At 66.7% G+C, this 13,426-nt stretch carries 12 protein-coding genes, 1 tRNA gene and 1 pseudogene; 9 read left to right on the forward strand and 5 right to left on the reverse strand.

Annotated features, from left to right (window positions below):
* The first annotated feature begins 132 nt into the window (after positions 1–132).
* The 5 genes from OXS49_RS29855 (at position 133) to OXS49_RS29875 (ending at position 2,228) form a co-directional block, all read left to right on the forward strand.
* Positions 133–309 (forward strand): hypothetical protein, encoded by a 177-nt coding sequence (locus tag OXS49_RS29855; protein ID WP_267428261.1) that lies wholly within the window; start codon positions 133–135, stop codon positions 307–309.
* A gap of 88 nt (positions 310–397) precedes the next feature.
* Entirely contained in the window at positions 398–697 is a 300-nt protein-coding gene (locus OXS49_RS29860; RefSeq protein ID WP_267428262.1) for a hypothetical protein, read from the forward strand.
* A 149-nt stretch (positions 698–846) separates the two neighbouring features.
* Positions 847–1,140 (forward strand): hypothetical protein, encoded by a 294-nt coding sequence (locus tag OXS49_RS29865; RefSeq protein ID WP_243998937.1) that lies wholly within the window; start codon positions 847–849, stop codon positions 1,138–1,140.
* A 9-nt stretch (positions 1,141–1,149) separates the two neighbouring features.
* Entirely contained in the window at positions 1,150–1,806 is a 657-nt protein-coding gene (gene wrbA, locus OXS49_RS29870; RefSeq protein WP_243998939.1) for an NAD(P)H:quinone oxidoreductase, read from the forward strand.
* Positions 1,807–2,018: 212 nt separating this feature from the next.
* On the forward strand, positions 2,019–2,228 hold the full coding sequence (locus OXS49_RS29875) for a hypothetical protein (protein ID WP_267428263.1): 210 nt from the start codon (positions 2,019–2,021) through the stop codon (positions 2,226–2,228).
* A 2,895-nt stretch (positions 2,229–5,123) separates the two neighbouring features.
* On the opposite strand, the gene OXS49_RS29880 is transcribed toward OXS49_RS29875, so the two are convergent.
* From OXS49_RS29880 to OXS49_RS29890, 3 genes are all read right to left on the reverse strand, one after another.
* The gene (locus OXS49_RS29880; protein ID WP_243998945.1) at positions 5,124–5,426 is read right to left on the reverse strand and encodes a hypothetical protein; all 303 of its coding nucleotides are present in this window, start codon (positions 5,424–5,426) and stop codon (positions 5,124–5,126) included.
* 917 nt (positions 5,427–6,343) lie between these two features.
* On the reverse strand, positions 6,344–6,577 hold the full coding sequence (locus tag OXS49_RS29885; protein WP_243998947.1) for a hypothetical protein: 234 nt from the start codon (positions 6,575–6,577) through the stop codon (positions 6,344–6,346).
* Between the two features lie 119 nt (positions 6,578–6,696).
* Positions 6,697–6,876: a hypothetical protein gene (locus OXS49_RS29890; protein WP_243998949.1), complete on the reverse strand. Its 180-nt coding sequence runs from the start codon at positions 6,874–6,876 to the stop codon at positions 6,697–6,699.
* Between the two features lie 406 nt (positions 6,877–7,282).
* Here OXS49_RS29890 and OXS49_RS29895 point away from each other — a divergent pair, with 406 nt between their 5' ends.
* Positions 7,283–7,780, forward strand: a complete 498-nt coding sequence (locus tag OXS49_RS29895) for a CinA family protein (protein ID WP_267428264.1) — start codon at positions 7,283–7,285, stop codon at positions 7,778–7,780.
* 814 nt (positions 7,781–8,594) lie between these two features.
* Here the strand turns inward: OXS49_RS29895 and OXS49_RS29900 are convergent.
* Together OXS49_RS29900 and OXS49_RS29905 are read right to left on the reverse strand one after the other, a co-directional pair.
* A complete protein-coding gene (locus OXS49_RS29900) occupies positions 8,595–9,341 on the reverse strand; it encodes a transporter substrate-binding domain-containing protein (RefSeq protein ID WP_267428265.1) in 747 nt (248 codons plus the stop codon).
* 138 nt (positions 9,342–9,479) lie between these two features.
* Positions 9,480–9,556, reverse strand: a tRNA-Arg gene (locus OXS49_RS29905).
* A 1,010-nt stretch (positions 9,557–10,566) separates the two neighbouring features.
* Here OXS49_RS29905 and OXS49_RS29910 point away from each other — a divergent pair.
* From OXS49_RS29910 to OXS49_RS29920, 3 genes and pseudogenes are all read left to right on the forward strand, one after another.
* On the forward strand, positions 10,567–10,767 hold the full coding sequence (locus OXS49_RS29910) for a DUF559 domain-containing protein (RefSeq protein WP_267428267.1): 201 nt from the start codon (positions 10,567–10,569) through the stop codon (positions 10,765–10,767).
* Between the two features lie 3 nt (positions 10,768–10,770).
* The gene (locus OXS49_RS29915) at positions 10,771–11,541 is read left to right on the forward strand and encodes a hypothetical protein (protein ID WP_267428266.1); all 771 of its coding nucleotides are present in this window, start codon (positions 10,771–10,773) and stop codon (positions 11,539–11,541) included.
* A pseudogene (locus OXS49_RS29920) lies at positions 11,538–13,426 on the forward strand (AAA family ATPase); the annotation flags it as partial. The gene OXS49_RS29915 and the pseudogene OXS49_RS29920, both read left to right, overlap by 4 nt.

Here is a 13,426-nt window from a genome sequence, read left to right on the forward strand (position 1 = left end):
GAGAGGAAAACGCAAGCCCCGCCAGTCCGTTTTTGAACGCTGCTCAATTCGACTGTCTGCGAATGCATATTAGAATGCAGCCTTTGCCGCATGCGGCGGAACAGCTGCGAGATCCAGGCCCTTGATATGGACTTGTCCGACCTTGGGTTCTCGGCCTTCCTCGCCATCGCGATCGTGGTTCTGTTCCTGCCGGTCATCGTCGTCTGGTGGAAAGGTCGCCCCATCGTCCCGATAGCCCTCCTCAGCCTCGTGTTCTGGCCTGGAGCGCTGATCCTGGCATTCCGGCTGCGTCGCGAGCGCGATTTGTAATCACAGCCATGACAAGTGCCTGAACGGTAGCTGCCAGGCTGACGTTCAGATTTGAACTGGTCGAACCGATCCGTCTGGAGGAAACGCCATGATGAAGACCCTCGCGCTTGCCGCAGTGCTATCGTTCGCGGTTGCAGACGCGGCTCTCGCGCAGACCCCAGCCGGCGGTGGCAGCGCCGAAGGCAACATGAACAACCCGGGCAGCGTGAAGAGCAACTCCGAGAAGCGGATGGCGGGTGGGAGTAGCTCGATGGGCACGGGTACGATGAGCACGGGCACGGGGCCTGGTACCAGCGGCGGTCCGCCCGTCAGCACGCCCGGCGCACCCGCCGGTAGCGGGTCGGGCAATGGTGCCACCGGAAGCGGGGCTGCCCCCAGCGGCAAGTAGGCTCGTCACGCCTCGCGGTTGCGACGCTGTCCAGGGTCTTGGCGGCGTCGCAATCAAGCCCGAGGCCATAGCGCCACAGGGCCGGACCTCTCCTATCGGCGACCCGTTGCTTATACGCGCTCGCATCATGGAGCGAACGAGGTTCAACGGTGGCAGAACAACTTTCTGGGCAAGATGGTCGGCAAGGCAAGCGCGGCCGACCGGCCCTCTACGTCCTGATCGTCAGCGTGAGTTTGATGCTGGCAGCGCTGGCTGGGCTCATGATTTGGCAGGGTGGAAGCTCCCCGCCCGATTACGCGAGCCAGAGCCAGAGCGCATCGCGCAAGCAGATCACCGGAACCGAGGACGGGAAGGGCAGCGCGACGTCGCCCTCCAACAGCACTGCTGTACCCGGCGGAAATCCATCCTATCCGCAGCCGGCAGCTCGTAGCGCCAATCCGTAGGAGGGCGCTGTGGCCAACCGGACATCTGACCCAACCCGCCTGCTGATCGTCTACTACTCACGCAGCGGTGCTGCTGAAGCGCTCGCAGTCGCTGCAGCCGAAGCTGCGCGGGGCGCTGGCGCGGAAGTGCGCGTGCGTCGACCACGAGAAGTGGCTGATGCCGCCGCCATGGCGAAGGTCGAAGGCTGGACTGAGAGTGCGGCTCGCCAGAACGACCTCTACCAGGCTCCCACCCACGAAGATGCCGAATGGGCTGACGCGATCCTGTTCGGCACGCCGAGCTACTTTGGGGCAATGGCGACGGAGTTGAAGAACTTTCTCGATCTGCTCGGCCCCCAGTGGAAGCGGGGCGCCCTGGCTGGCAAGGTTGGAGGTGCCTTCGCGACAGCATCTTGGCCGCATGGCGGATCCGAAGTCGTCACACTGTCGCTGTACGCACCAATGGCGCACCTGGGCATGGTGATCCTGCCGACCGGCTACACCGACGAGGCGATGTTGGAGGCGGGCTCACCCTACGGCGCGTCCGCGATCGTCGGCAAAGAGAACCAGCCACCACGGCCCGAGGATTTGGACGCTGCGCGTCATCAAGGGCGGCGGATGGTGGCGATTGCAGGTGCGTTAATTGCAGCCGGCGAGATGCCATGTCGCCGACAGGGTGCCGCTTAGCAGCAGCGCCGATCGACAGGATCCGTTAACCCTAGACGCCACCATGCCTGCAGCGATCGGCTCCGGCCGCGCGACGGAAGAGCCGCACCGGGGTCGTCTTGAGACGGCGGGCCTCGGTGCGGCCTCGCCGACGCAGTCGCGATGATCGGACGCGATTGCGGCCAAGCTTGAGCCCAGCTAGACGCGCTGCCTTGCGGCGACGAGGAGCCTGGATGAGCAATGACCTGGCTGCGCTTCTCCTCGCCCTGGCGACCGAGAACGCCGAATTGCGCCAGCAGCTCGCCACCGCCCAAGACATGCTGATGGAGACAGCCATCGACGCCGGTCACCTACATGCCCGCATTGAGGCAGTGCGGGACGAGCGGGATGCGTGGCGGCAGGAGGCCGAGATGCTGCGGGCACAGTCGGCGCGCAGGGCCTAAGAAGCGCCAGCCCTCGACCTCCCGCACCCCGGTATTCCGTAGCGCCCCGCAGAACTTTCCTGGGTCGAGCATCGCTCGGGCCTGCTTGAGGCGAATGGGCCGCGTGGCACAGCCAGGATCGTTGGATCTCTGGCTACTGTTATAGGTCGAGTGGCATTGAGGAGGGATGGCTGTGAGGTTCAGGAAAGGCTTAGCGGGTATCGCCCTTATCGCCGGGTTGGTTGCATCCGCTCCGGCTTGGGCTTGGACCTCACCAGGCTGCACCAATCTCCCCGAATACGAGCGGGCCCTCGGCGCCCTCCAAGGTATGACGAGCGCATGCGATATGAGCATCGAAAAGGCGACTAGGATCGTGGCCGCTGAAGGATACAGACCTGGGGGCTTATTCGGTGCGCTCCTAAGCGGTCCGACCCGGCCGGTAGCCGAAGCAGTTCCGATATCGGGCTCCTCTGAGAGCCGCGCACCCCGGCTCCACCACCGCAGCGCTCATCATGACGCCGCTCATCGCCGCAAAGTCGTCGTTCGCTGAACTGCACCCGTCTATGCAGCAGGACCGCATGCACGCCCTAGTCGAGGCCATGAGGACCAAGCGGGATGCGTGGTAGGAAGAAGCCGAGATGCTGCGGATACAGTCGATGCGCCGGGTCTGAGAGGCACTGGCCCTAGACCCCCCGCAACCCGGCATTCCGCAACGTGCTGTGGAACCGGCCGGAGTGGAACATGCACGGGCCGATCAACGTCAACAGCAGCGCCGGCAACACAGACGACCTGATCGGCGACCTGAAGCAGAGCCTCCGCGGCAGAGCCTACGCTATGGCGGGCAAAAGCAGGCAGGCTTGATCCACGCGGGCGCTGCGGAACGCGCGGTCAGCTCCGGTGTAAAGCCACGCGGGAGCGGTCACTATCAGGGCGCGTAGCTGGAGAACGCCATTGTCGCCGTCGACGGTTACATCCGCAATGGCGGTGCTGTTAAACCGCTCGGCAAGCGATCTGCAACTCAAGTCCACGCCTCATTTTTTGTCGGCGGTGACAGCGTCCGTCCTGGTTAGATGGTTGCCGCGTGCGGTCCATGACACTACCTGCCGTCTCTGCGAGGTAGATCATGACTGCGTCGGCAAAGTTTCTGTCTGCGGTCGCCATCGCCTTTGTGGCTGGGGTAGCCAGCACGAGCGCGTACATGTCCCGTGGTGACGTCCAAGCAGACGCCCCGGAAGTGCAGCACGGCTCCGCGCCTTCTCTGACGGAGCGATTGCAGGCCGAAGCCCAAGGACGGTCACTGCCCTGGTCGGATCCGACCAAGGCTACTATTTCGAAACCACCCTCTCCGAAGCTTCGGTTCACCCCTGGCCCTACTGATGCATCTGCGGAGGGCTCCACCTCCGACACCAGTGGAAAAAGAGGGCCCATCCCACAAGCCTTGCCGGTGTCCACACCTGTGCAGCCGATGGATGACGGTGGCAAACGTCGCCAGATCAGACTTGCGGATAGGGACAAACAAGCCCTGCCCGCGTTGGGCGTCGAAAGGATCCGGCCAGAGCCACAGGAGCCTTCTCAGCGCGCCCTTAGCGAGGAAAGAGGGAGTTCCCGCCCTCAGATCGCCAACATAGCTCGCACCGCTCCGAAGCCACATTCCGCCCCGTCCCGGAACCTGCCCTCGCTCAATGCCGTCGGCGAGGCTCGACTGACCGCCCGACGACCTCAGCCCAGTCAATTGCGCTCCCCAAGCCCTTACAGAACGGTGCGACTAGCAGGTCGCGATGGGCCTGGTGTGGACGCCCCCCCACCGGGCAGCTCGCGTGAGTTTCACGTAGAAGCATCCAACTGGCCGTCCGAAAGTCAGCGGCGCGCAGGACCACGTCGGAGCGTCGCTGCTTCGGATGGTCTGATGCGCTGGCTCTCCGGACCCGACGGCCGTTTCTAAGGGTTTCCCGCATTCGCACAGGAGTCGCGTCTATGCCGAGGCCGTTCCTCCCGCTGCTGTGTGCCTGCCTCGCACTATGTTCGTCGCAGGCGCTGGCATTATCGGGGGCTGACATGCAGCGCCGCACGGCTACCATCGCCGAGCGCTACCTGGCGATCTGGTCGTCCAACGACGGCGGCGCAGTCGCAGGCGTACCGTACATGTACGGACCGACGGTGGAGTTCTACGGTCGTCCCTACACGCAGGGGCAGCTCGTCAACGAGAAGCGGGCCGCCATTCGGCAGTGGCCGCTGCGCCGGTACGCTATTCGACCCGGGACCCTGCGTGTGGTCTGCAACGTGGCCCAGTCGAAGTGTGCAGCGCGCTCAGTCATCGACTTCGAGGTAGCCAACCCAGCCAGGGGCACGCGCAAAGCGGGCTCCGCACGATTCGACCTCGGCGTTAGCTACGCGGGTCGGCAGCCCCGTATACTGTACGAGGGCGGAAGCCTAGGTCGTCGCCGCGAGGGTTGAGGTAAGGACGGCCGCCATCCTAACCCGAAGCCGGGTTGCTTGTCGGCCCAGCTCACACGCTGGTGAGATCGGACGCTCCCCCGTCCCGTGAGCAGAACGGGGTGGGTCCAATCAGGTGGCGCGCAGATGCGACAGACAGATCAAGCTTCAGCTATCGATCTGTCCGGCGGTTACTTCTACAATCTGACCGCTTTCGTCGAGCACCTGAAAGGCTGCCTCAGTGGAGCGGAGCTGGAGTTCTAACACTCGAGCCGGTTCCCGCGTCCCAAGTCTCGCGCACGCTGGCAAAGGGGCCGTCCAACTGTTCGGCCGGGGGCGTCTCGCCCTGGTTCAGGAACACCATGCGGACGGTGTAGGTCATGCCTCACCTTGCCATGGTCCTATCCCGCTTCAAAGGGCTGACGTCGTGCAGGCCCACAGGCGACAGATGGCGAAGGCGGATCGGCGCTTCGGCTCACCCGGTTAGCGCTGCACCGCCTCGATGTCGTCCTCGTAGATCGAGTCCGACTGGCAGGCGTGCCATTCCTTCTTCTGGTCGGCCTGCCCCTTGCGGCCCCAGCAGTAGCCGGCCTGGGCCAGGCGGCCGCTCAGCCGATCGTGGAGCCTGCACTGCTCATGGGTCATGGCCGGGTCCCCGGCGGCTTCACAGGCCTGCGATGCCTTCAGCTCGGCGGTTAGCAACTCGGGAACGGTCGGAAGCTGCTGCTGAGCCTGCACTCCACCGGCAGCGACGATGAGAGCGAGGGCGGCGAGAGCTGGGCGCATGGCGAGAGAATAGTTACCGGGGTAGCGGTGTCGAGGGGCAGCGATCTTGGCCCTTAAGGATCGGGTGCCGGCCATGGCTTAACTTACCCTCAGCTTAACCCCAGAAACCCTTATCCTGACCCACGACTGCTATTCCATTGTGAGATGCCTGCCAAGCGACCACGGCCCCAGAAACATGCGACTCTTCAGCGATTCTCTTGCCGCAAAATGGAGAACGCAGCCTATTGGATGCTCTCGCGCGAATGATGTCTATGGGGACGAGTCCTTCGGCAGAAAATATACGGCCGGCTTGATGATCTGGCTCACGAGCGCGCGCGACTAGATGGTCTCCATCAGAATCTTGCGCCCAGGCAATGTAACAAGCACGTTTTGCATCAAATCCCCTTGCCGCGATCTGCTTCCTGATCAAATCGAACTGCAAGCGATTTGCGAAAACCTTAGTGATTCGTGCAAGACGGGCTCCTCCGCCTCGACAATGCCTTCCCGGCCATAGACGTTTGGCTGCAGATTGAATGCTGGGAGAAAAGCTTCGCCCCCTTGCGGATCACGTGAACTAATGCGCAACTGGTCTCGTACCGCTTGCGCAGCATTTAACGCCGCACGCTTCGGAGACCGCTCACCTCTGCTATGCATGCGGAATAATCTGCTCAAGTCAATGTGTGGTTCCGCCTCTAAAGCATCCAAAGTCGGGCGCATATCGGCGGCCGCCTCAAGCAGAATGCCGTACCCTGCTCCCCGAACGCTGCCATAGACCGGCTTGAACCAAATTGGGTCTTCAATCAGTGCCGGGAGCGGACCTCCTAAGCCACACCCCCGGCCCTTCGCCGTTCTCCTCGCTGAAGATGACGCCGGCGAGTTCGAGCCTAGTGCGATGCTGAACCCGCACGACGTCGCAGCCTCCTGGAGTGCGATTCGGATCAGAGGTCAGGAACCTCCGCGTCGAGCCAATCCGCCGCAGCCTTCAGGGTCCCGAACTTGTGCGTCTCTTGCATGAATGGGGCTGGGTAAGGCGGGCTCTCGGTGAGCGTCTCGGCCGTCCAGTCGCCCTCGTATCCATCCTTAGACACGTCGCGGACGAGGCTGCCTACGACCTTGCCGTCGAGGATGAGATCGAAACTGCCCGGGGCGAGGCGTTGAAGAGTGTAGGCCATTAGGTTTCCAGATCGTACATCGCGGCACGCGACATCAGCGCGGCAACGCCGGCCGAGGATGTCAGTTCGCCCCCTTAGGATCCTCGCGGTGCCGCACGGAGCCTTGGCCGGCGAGCCTCTTAGGTTTCGGCGTTCTCACGTGCCAACCGCATCGCTTTGAGCCGCTCGGTGCGTTCCTCGATCTCCTGGCGTTCAGCCTCAATCTCGCTCCGAATTTCGATCGACGTAGCCTCGCGGGTCTCCGCTTTCAGTTGCGCACTTGTGCGATCGGAATGGCGGGAAGCCTGGAAGTGAGACATTCACCTTCTCGTTGACCAACGCTGGCCGAGATAGGGCGCTTATCCGTGCCGTCATCATCGGTTCGCCACCAGCGCCGCATCCACGAGGCAAGATCGCAGCATGGTCATGGGTGGCAGGGATCACCACTGGCCTACACGCGTTCGCCCTTGGTCTGAGCCAGGGATCGACAATGGAAGCCAGCGACCTGAAGTGCCGTCCGCCCTTTCGGGTGCTCACCTTCCGCGACAATTAAGAGGTAATCTCCGAGGACGTCGAAACCGAGATTGCCGCTCAGACCCGCTTCGCTTCGGCAATCGACCTGTGCAAGACGCGGGACGATGCGCACAGCCACCGGGTGGAGTTGCGTGCCGGTGGCGATGTCGTCGCGACGTGGCCGACGACCGAGCAATAGGGAGGAGGCTCCTGGTGAACAGCCTGCTGCCGAAGGCCGAACGGATCGGCGCCGTTCTGACCGAGCAAGGTCAAACCATCGCGGTGGCGGAGTCCTCCTCCGGCGGCCTAATCTCGGCGGCTCTGCTGTCAGTTCCTGGCGCCAGCGCATACTTACTCGGCGGCGCCGTGGTCTACACGGCGGCCGCGCGGTCGGCCCTCCTCGGCATCGGCGAAGCTGAGATGGCCGGTCTGCGGTCGGCCTCCGAGCCGTATGCGCTACTCCTCGCCCGAGCAGCCCGCGAGCGCCATGGCGCCACCTGGGGCATCGCGGAGACCGGCGCGGCCGGCCCAAGCGGCAATCGCTACGGTGATGCTGCCGGACACACCTGCATCGCGGTCAGCGGCCCGGTCGAGCGGGTCACGACAATCGAGACCGGCGAGGCTGACCGCGTGACGAATATGCGGTCGTTCGCCGCCAACTTGCTCGACCTGCTGGCCGAAGCGTTAGCTCAGGAGACGTCTGCGATCTGACACTGCTGCCGGTCATAGTTACGGGATGCGCAAGCCCGTCGCCTGATCGATCGCGGCCCCTTCACGGCCGCTGGAGGTCCAGCGGTACGGTGGGTCAACCCAGATCCTGCCGGCGCCCTTGGAGGATGGGGTTGCAGCCCCGACCTGGGCCTCAATTTGATCGGCCGTCTTGCTCGCGGCCGTGCCTTTACCTTTCGGCGCAATTGAGCCGGTTTGGACAGGCTCGACCGAAGCTCCTTCTACTAGCGGGGGCGTCATGGTCGAGGCAGGCAGTTTTGGCGCTTGGCCCATTACTGCCGCAGCCAGCCCAATGCCAGCCAGAACGAACGCGAGGCCATCAACGATTAGGTGGCTGACCCTGGCCATCGCCCATGCTCCAGTCTTGGAGGGCGATGGCTAGCGCCGAACCTTTAACGATCCGGCGGCCGGAAACGAAAAACTCATCTCGGCTTGCGTCGGGCGGCTTCAGCCCGTGACTCTTCACACGACCACGCGTGCATAAGGTGGCCGCCGGCCAGGACGACGACGATGAGGGTCATCGCCGAGAGGGCGACCTTCTGTGCCGATCCAGACGAACGGTCTGCGGGACGACGATGGGCGGTGCGTGGCTTGAAAGCGACGACCTTGGGATCCGACAAATGCTGGGTCAGGCTGTCCGATAGTCTGCGCTTCGGTCGCCCCCTGGGCATGCTCACAATCCTGCGTCTGCCTCGCCTCCCGCGCCACTACCACGGGGCGTCAGCCGCGGTCAGCGCGGCTTGCCCCGCAGAACCTCCGCCGTGCCGCGCGCAGCCCGAGATTGTCAGTGGGCCGCTCAGGGCGCGACCGCATCGCCGCCGAACCCATGAACGTCGAAGATCCTCCGGACGACGCCGGTCCGCTTCGCATCATCCAGCCATGCCGTGACCGCGGCGAGGGCGCCGGAACGGCCCTTCGGAACAGCGACGGCAACGTGTGTCTGCTGGAAGCCGCCCGTGACGATCCGTGAGCCCGGGACCTGCCGCACCACCGGCCGCAGGGTATCGCGCGACAGGGCGAAAGCATCCGCCCGCCCGGCGCGCATCCGCTCCACCGCCTCGGCCACGGTCGGGACGGCGACAGGTTGCGTGTGTGTCAGCGTGCGCGCGGAGGCGCGGAACGTCGTCGTACCGTCGATCGCCAGCACGCGGACGCCCGGCCGGTCCACCTGCGTCGCGTCGGTGATCCCCGAAGCCGCGCTGGCGAGATATGTGCTCTCTAGGTTGTAGTAGCCCGGACCGAAATCGAGCGCCTGCCGCCGGGTTGCGTCGACCGGCATGAAGCTCACGTCGATGGTTGTCGACTGAAGCGCCGCAGCTGCGGCACCCGAGTTCGGGAACAGGGTGACGGCGAGCGGCAACCCGATCGTCCGCGCCAGGTCGGCAGCCAAATCCGCCGTGACGCCCTCGGGCTTCCCATCGGCGGCGCGACTGACGAAGATGAGCCCGGGGGAGGGGGCTTCGATCAGGCCGATCCGCAATGTGCCGGTCGGAGCGAGATCGGCGTTCGTGCCGACGCCCTGGCCAAAGCTGACGGGCGTCATGATGCCGATCACCGTTGCCGCGGATAGGGAGGTGCGAAGGGGCGTCAGGACAAGCGCCAGAGAGCCGCCATGGTGACACCCCGGTGACACCAGCTGCCGAGCCACAACGGCGAGGCCCCACCAAGTCATTGAGAAGATTGGCGCACCCGACACGATTCGAACGTGTGACCTTTGCCTTCGGAGGGCAACGCTCTATCCAGCTGAGCTACGGGTGCAAGCCGTAGCCACTCCCTAGCCCAACCCTGCCGCCAGCGCAACGGCGTCCGCGCCCACGCCGGCCCACGACTGGGCACCCGACGGCTCAGAGCAGGCGGGTGGCAACCCCGCGAAGCTGCGACAACCTGAAGATGTCGATGGCGTAGCCAGACGCGCGACGCTGTGCTGTATGGGTCCGACGCAGGGCCGCAGGGCGCAAGGCGTCGTCGGCAGCGCAGTCTCGGTTTGCTTGTGTTCTCCCAACTCGGCAGCGCGGTGCGGCCGCGGATCACGGCAGACGATCTGGCCCGGCGCATCGCCGGTCTGGGGCCAGGCCAGCGCCTCGCCGTCCTGGGGATCGGCCGCGCGAGCATCGGCACCCTCGTGTCGGAGAGCACCGACCGCGGCGCCCTGCTGGTCGCGGACGCGGATCGGTCCGGCGCCGCGGCGCTGATCGACCGGCTCCTCGACGATCTGGCGGCCCTCGCCCTCACGCGCTGGCCCTATTGGCACGGCCGCGACGCCACCCGCACTCCGGTGAACGCCGATCCCTGGTTGAAGGCGGCCTCGAAGCGCGCGCGGCTCGGCCTGACGCCGCGCTTCCGCCGGATGACGCGCGAGCTTGAGCTCCTGCGCCTTGCGGGGGCGATCGATCCCGGCGGACTCCTCCTGATCTGGGAGATCGATCCGGCCTCGCCCGCCCGCGCAGGCCCGGCGATCGAGGCGCTGGAATGGTGCGCCCGGCACGGGACCGCTTCGGTGATGGCGCTCGCCGCCGAACCGCCCGAGACGCCCCCCTACGACCGGATCCTCTACGGCGCCCACGCCTTCGCGGAGGCGGACCGGCCGGTCGCGGAGCGCTTCATCCCACCCCCCGGCGGGCTGCCGGCGAGCGACATCGAGCGGCGCGTGGCAGCGACGTTGGGGCAGGATCCGGACCTCGCGGGCCTGTTCACCTGCAACGCTTCGGTCCCGGTCGGCGCCTGGGGGGGCGCGGCCGCGGGTCGACCTGCTGTGCCGCGCGCACCGCATCGTCGTCGAACTCGACGGCCCCGAGCACCGGGCCGAGCCCAAATTCGGGGCCGATCGCCACCGGGACTACGAGCTGCTGACCGCGGGCTACCTGGTTCTGCGCTTGACCAACGATCAGGTCGCGGCTGACCTTCCGCTCGCCATCGAGAAGATCCGCGCCGTGGTCCGCCTCCGGCGCGGCGCACAGGAGGGGATTTAGCCGATGAGTGACGTGCCGACGCCGCAGCAGGCTCTGATCCTCTGGTGCCTCCTCGGCCGGGGCGGAACCGCCCTGCAGGGCACCCTCGTGCCGAAGGTCGAGAAGGCGGATCGGGAAGCGCTGATCGCGGGCGGCTATCTCGAAGCCGGGAAGGAGGCGCGCGCTCTGCGGCTGACGGTGACCGACAAGGGCTGGAACTGGGCGGGGACCCATATGGACGCCCCCCTGCCGCCGGCCTACCGGACGCTGCAGGACTGGCTGGGGCGAATCGGGGCCGATCTCGCGGCGCGCGGGCGGCCCCTCGCCGAATTCGTCGGCCCCGTTACCAACGCGCCGCCCGAGCCGCCCCCGACGGCGAAAGGATCGAAGGCAGCGAAAGGCGCGAAGGCAGCCGGCGCAAAGACGACGACTCAACGCAAGACGGCAGGCGCCGACAAGACGGCGACCGGCTCCCGGACGCCAGCCCGCCCCGGAAAAACGGCGGGGCAGAAGAAACCTCTCAGCCCCAAGCAACTTCGCGCCCGGATCGAGGCAGCCTATCTGGCGCTGACCGGCGGGGAGCGGGCCCGGGCCGTTCGGCTGAGTGCGCTCCGCGCCGAACTCGGCGACCTCGACCGCGCCACGGTCGATGCAGGTCTCAGGGCGATCCTCGGCGGCGACAAGACGGCGCGGCTGAGCCAGTTCAGCGATCCCCGCTCGCTCGACGACGCCGAGCGCGACGCCGCGTTCAGCCCCGCGGGTGAGCCCTTCCACATCCTCTGGATCCAATCATGACCGCTGCCCTCGACGCCCTGCGCCGGGTCGATTTCGATTGGGTGCGCACCCTCGACAGCATCTGGATCGATACGCCGCCCACCGGCAGCCCCAACGAGCGGCTCGTCCCGGACCTCGTCGCAGACCTCCACGCCAAGGCCAGAAAGCCCGCCGACCGCGCGCTGGGCCGCGTCTTCGTCGGCCCGTCCGGGGTCGGCAAGACGCACCTCGTCGGGCAGATCCGCCAGGAGGCGTGGCGCACGGGGGCGTGGTTCGTGCCCCTCGACGTTCTCGGGCTGACGGATTTCTGGCGCAGCGCCGCCCTGAGCTTCGTCACCGCCCTGCTGCAGACGATGCCGGACGGGCGGCGCCAATCGGATGCCGTGCTGGCCGGGGTGGCGCGCCGCTTCGGCGTCGAGACGCAGGTCGAGGCCGCGTTCAACACCCCGAACATCGATGCCCGCCGGATCGTCGATGTCCTCGTCACGGCGCTGATGCGGGTCGATGCCGGCCGCGCGCTCAAGCATCTCGACGTGTTCCGGGCGCTGTGCCTGCTGCGCTCTCAGGATTTCGGCGTGGTCGGCCTCGCCCATGCCTGGCTGCAGGGCTACGACGCCGACGCCACGGAGCGCGCCGCCCTGGGCTTCAAGACGCCGCCACCAGCCCCGGTCGAACTCGTGCGCGGCATGTGCTGGATCATGGCGCTCAGCGGGCCGATCCTCATCGCGGTCGATCAGATCGACGGGATCATCGAGAGCAGCCGGCTCGCCGCCCAGGACGGGCTCGACGCGGAGGCCGGGCTGACCGAGGTGCTGGCCGCGGGCCTGCTCGAGGTCAGCATCGTCTGCGACCGCAGCATGACGGTGGTGACCTGCCTGCAGGAATCCTGGGAGCGCCTGAGGGCGCGCAGCCTCAGCTCGATGCGGGAGCGCCTCGCGGAGCCGACGCTGCTGCTCGGCATGAACGAGCGGGCCGCCGCCGCCGCCCTGGTCACCGATCGGCTGGCCCCCGCCTACGCGGAGGCGGGGTTCGAGGCCCCGTTCCCGACCTGGCCATTCAGCGCGCGCGCCATCGCGGCGGCGGCCGCCGCCAACATGATGCCCCGCATCCTGCTGATGCGCTGCGACGCCTTCCGCCGCCGCTGCCTCACGGAGGGAGCGGTCACCGCATGCGACGACCTCGGCGTGACGGTGGACACCAAGAAGGTCGAGAAGCGTCCCACCGACTTCGATCTCGCTGCCGCCTGCGCGCAGGCCGACATCGCGGGCATCCGCAGCGATGAGGATCGCTGGCTCGGCCAGCTCCTGCGCGACGTGTTCGACCTCTACGCCCTGGAGGACGACCCCGACGATTCCCTCGAAGTGGTCAGCAAGGGCGAGCCCGACCAGAGAATTCCGCCGCTCCACGGCCGGCTGATCTTCATCCACCGCGACCAGAACGACCGCGAGCGGCACGTCTGCTACCGGGCGCTCCAGCACCAGAACGCCATCGCGTTCCAGGCCCGCCTGCGGGCGGCGCTGACCGCCTCGGGCATCTCACCGCGCATCCCCGACCGGGCATTGCTGCTCGTCCGCCGCGGGCCCGTACCGAGCGGGCCGAAGACGAAGCAGCTCGTCGAGGCCTTCACGGCCGCGGGCGGACGGGCGCTCGACCCCTCAGACGACGACCTGCGGGTCTTCGCCGGCCTGCGCGACCTGCGCGCCTGGGCTCAGGAGGAGGGCATCTCCGACCGGTTCGAGCGCTGGATCCGCGCCGAGCAGCCGCTGGCGAAGACGGCCTTCTTCCAGGCGGCGGGCCTCGCCCACGCGGTGAGCGGCGGGACGGTCGCGTCGGACGCGGGCGGCGCAGCGGACCGCCCAGCCGCCCCGAAGGCGACGCCCGAGGAGGCTCCGAAGCCCGCATCTGG

It is taken from the genome of Methylobacterium sp. GC_Met_2, assembly GCF_026540795.1.
Lineage (GTDB): Bacteria > Pseudomonadota > Alphaproteobacteria > Rhizobiales > Beijerinckiaceae > Methylobacterium.

Bases quoted from the DNA above. Each gene is read 5' to 3' on its own strand.
- OXS49_RS29860 (WP_267428262.1), top strand. From the start codon at position 398: ATGATGAAGACCCTCGCGCTTGCCGCAGTGCTATCGTTCGCGGTTGCA.
- OXS49_RS29885 (WP_243998947.1), bottom strand. From the start codon at position 6,577: ATGGCCTACACTCTTCAACGCCTCGCCCCGGGCAGTTTCGATCTCATC.
- OXS49_RS29915 (WP_267428266.1), top strand. From the start codon at position 10,771: ATGAGTGACGTGCCGACGCCGCAGCAGGCTCTGATCCTCTGGTGCCTC.
- OXS49_RS29880 (WP_243998945.1), bottom strand. From the start codon at position 5,426: ATGCGCCCAGCTCTCGCCGCCCTCGCTCTCATCGTCGCTGCCGGTGGA.
- OXS49_RS29890 (WP_243998949.1), bottom strand. From the start codon at position 6,876: ATGTCTCACTTCCAGGCTTCCCGCCATTCCGATCGCACAAGTGCGCAA.
- OXS49_RS29875 (WP_267428263.1), top strand. From the start codon at position 2,019: ATGAGCAATGACCTGGCTGCGCTTCTCCTCGCCCTGGCGACCGAGAAC.
- OXS49_RS29900 (WP_267428265.1), bottom strand. From the start codon at position 9,341: ATGACGCCCGTCAGCTTTGGCCAGGGCGTCGGCACGAACGCCGATCTC.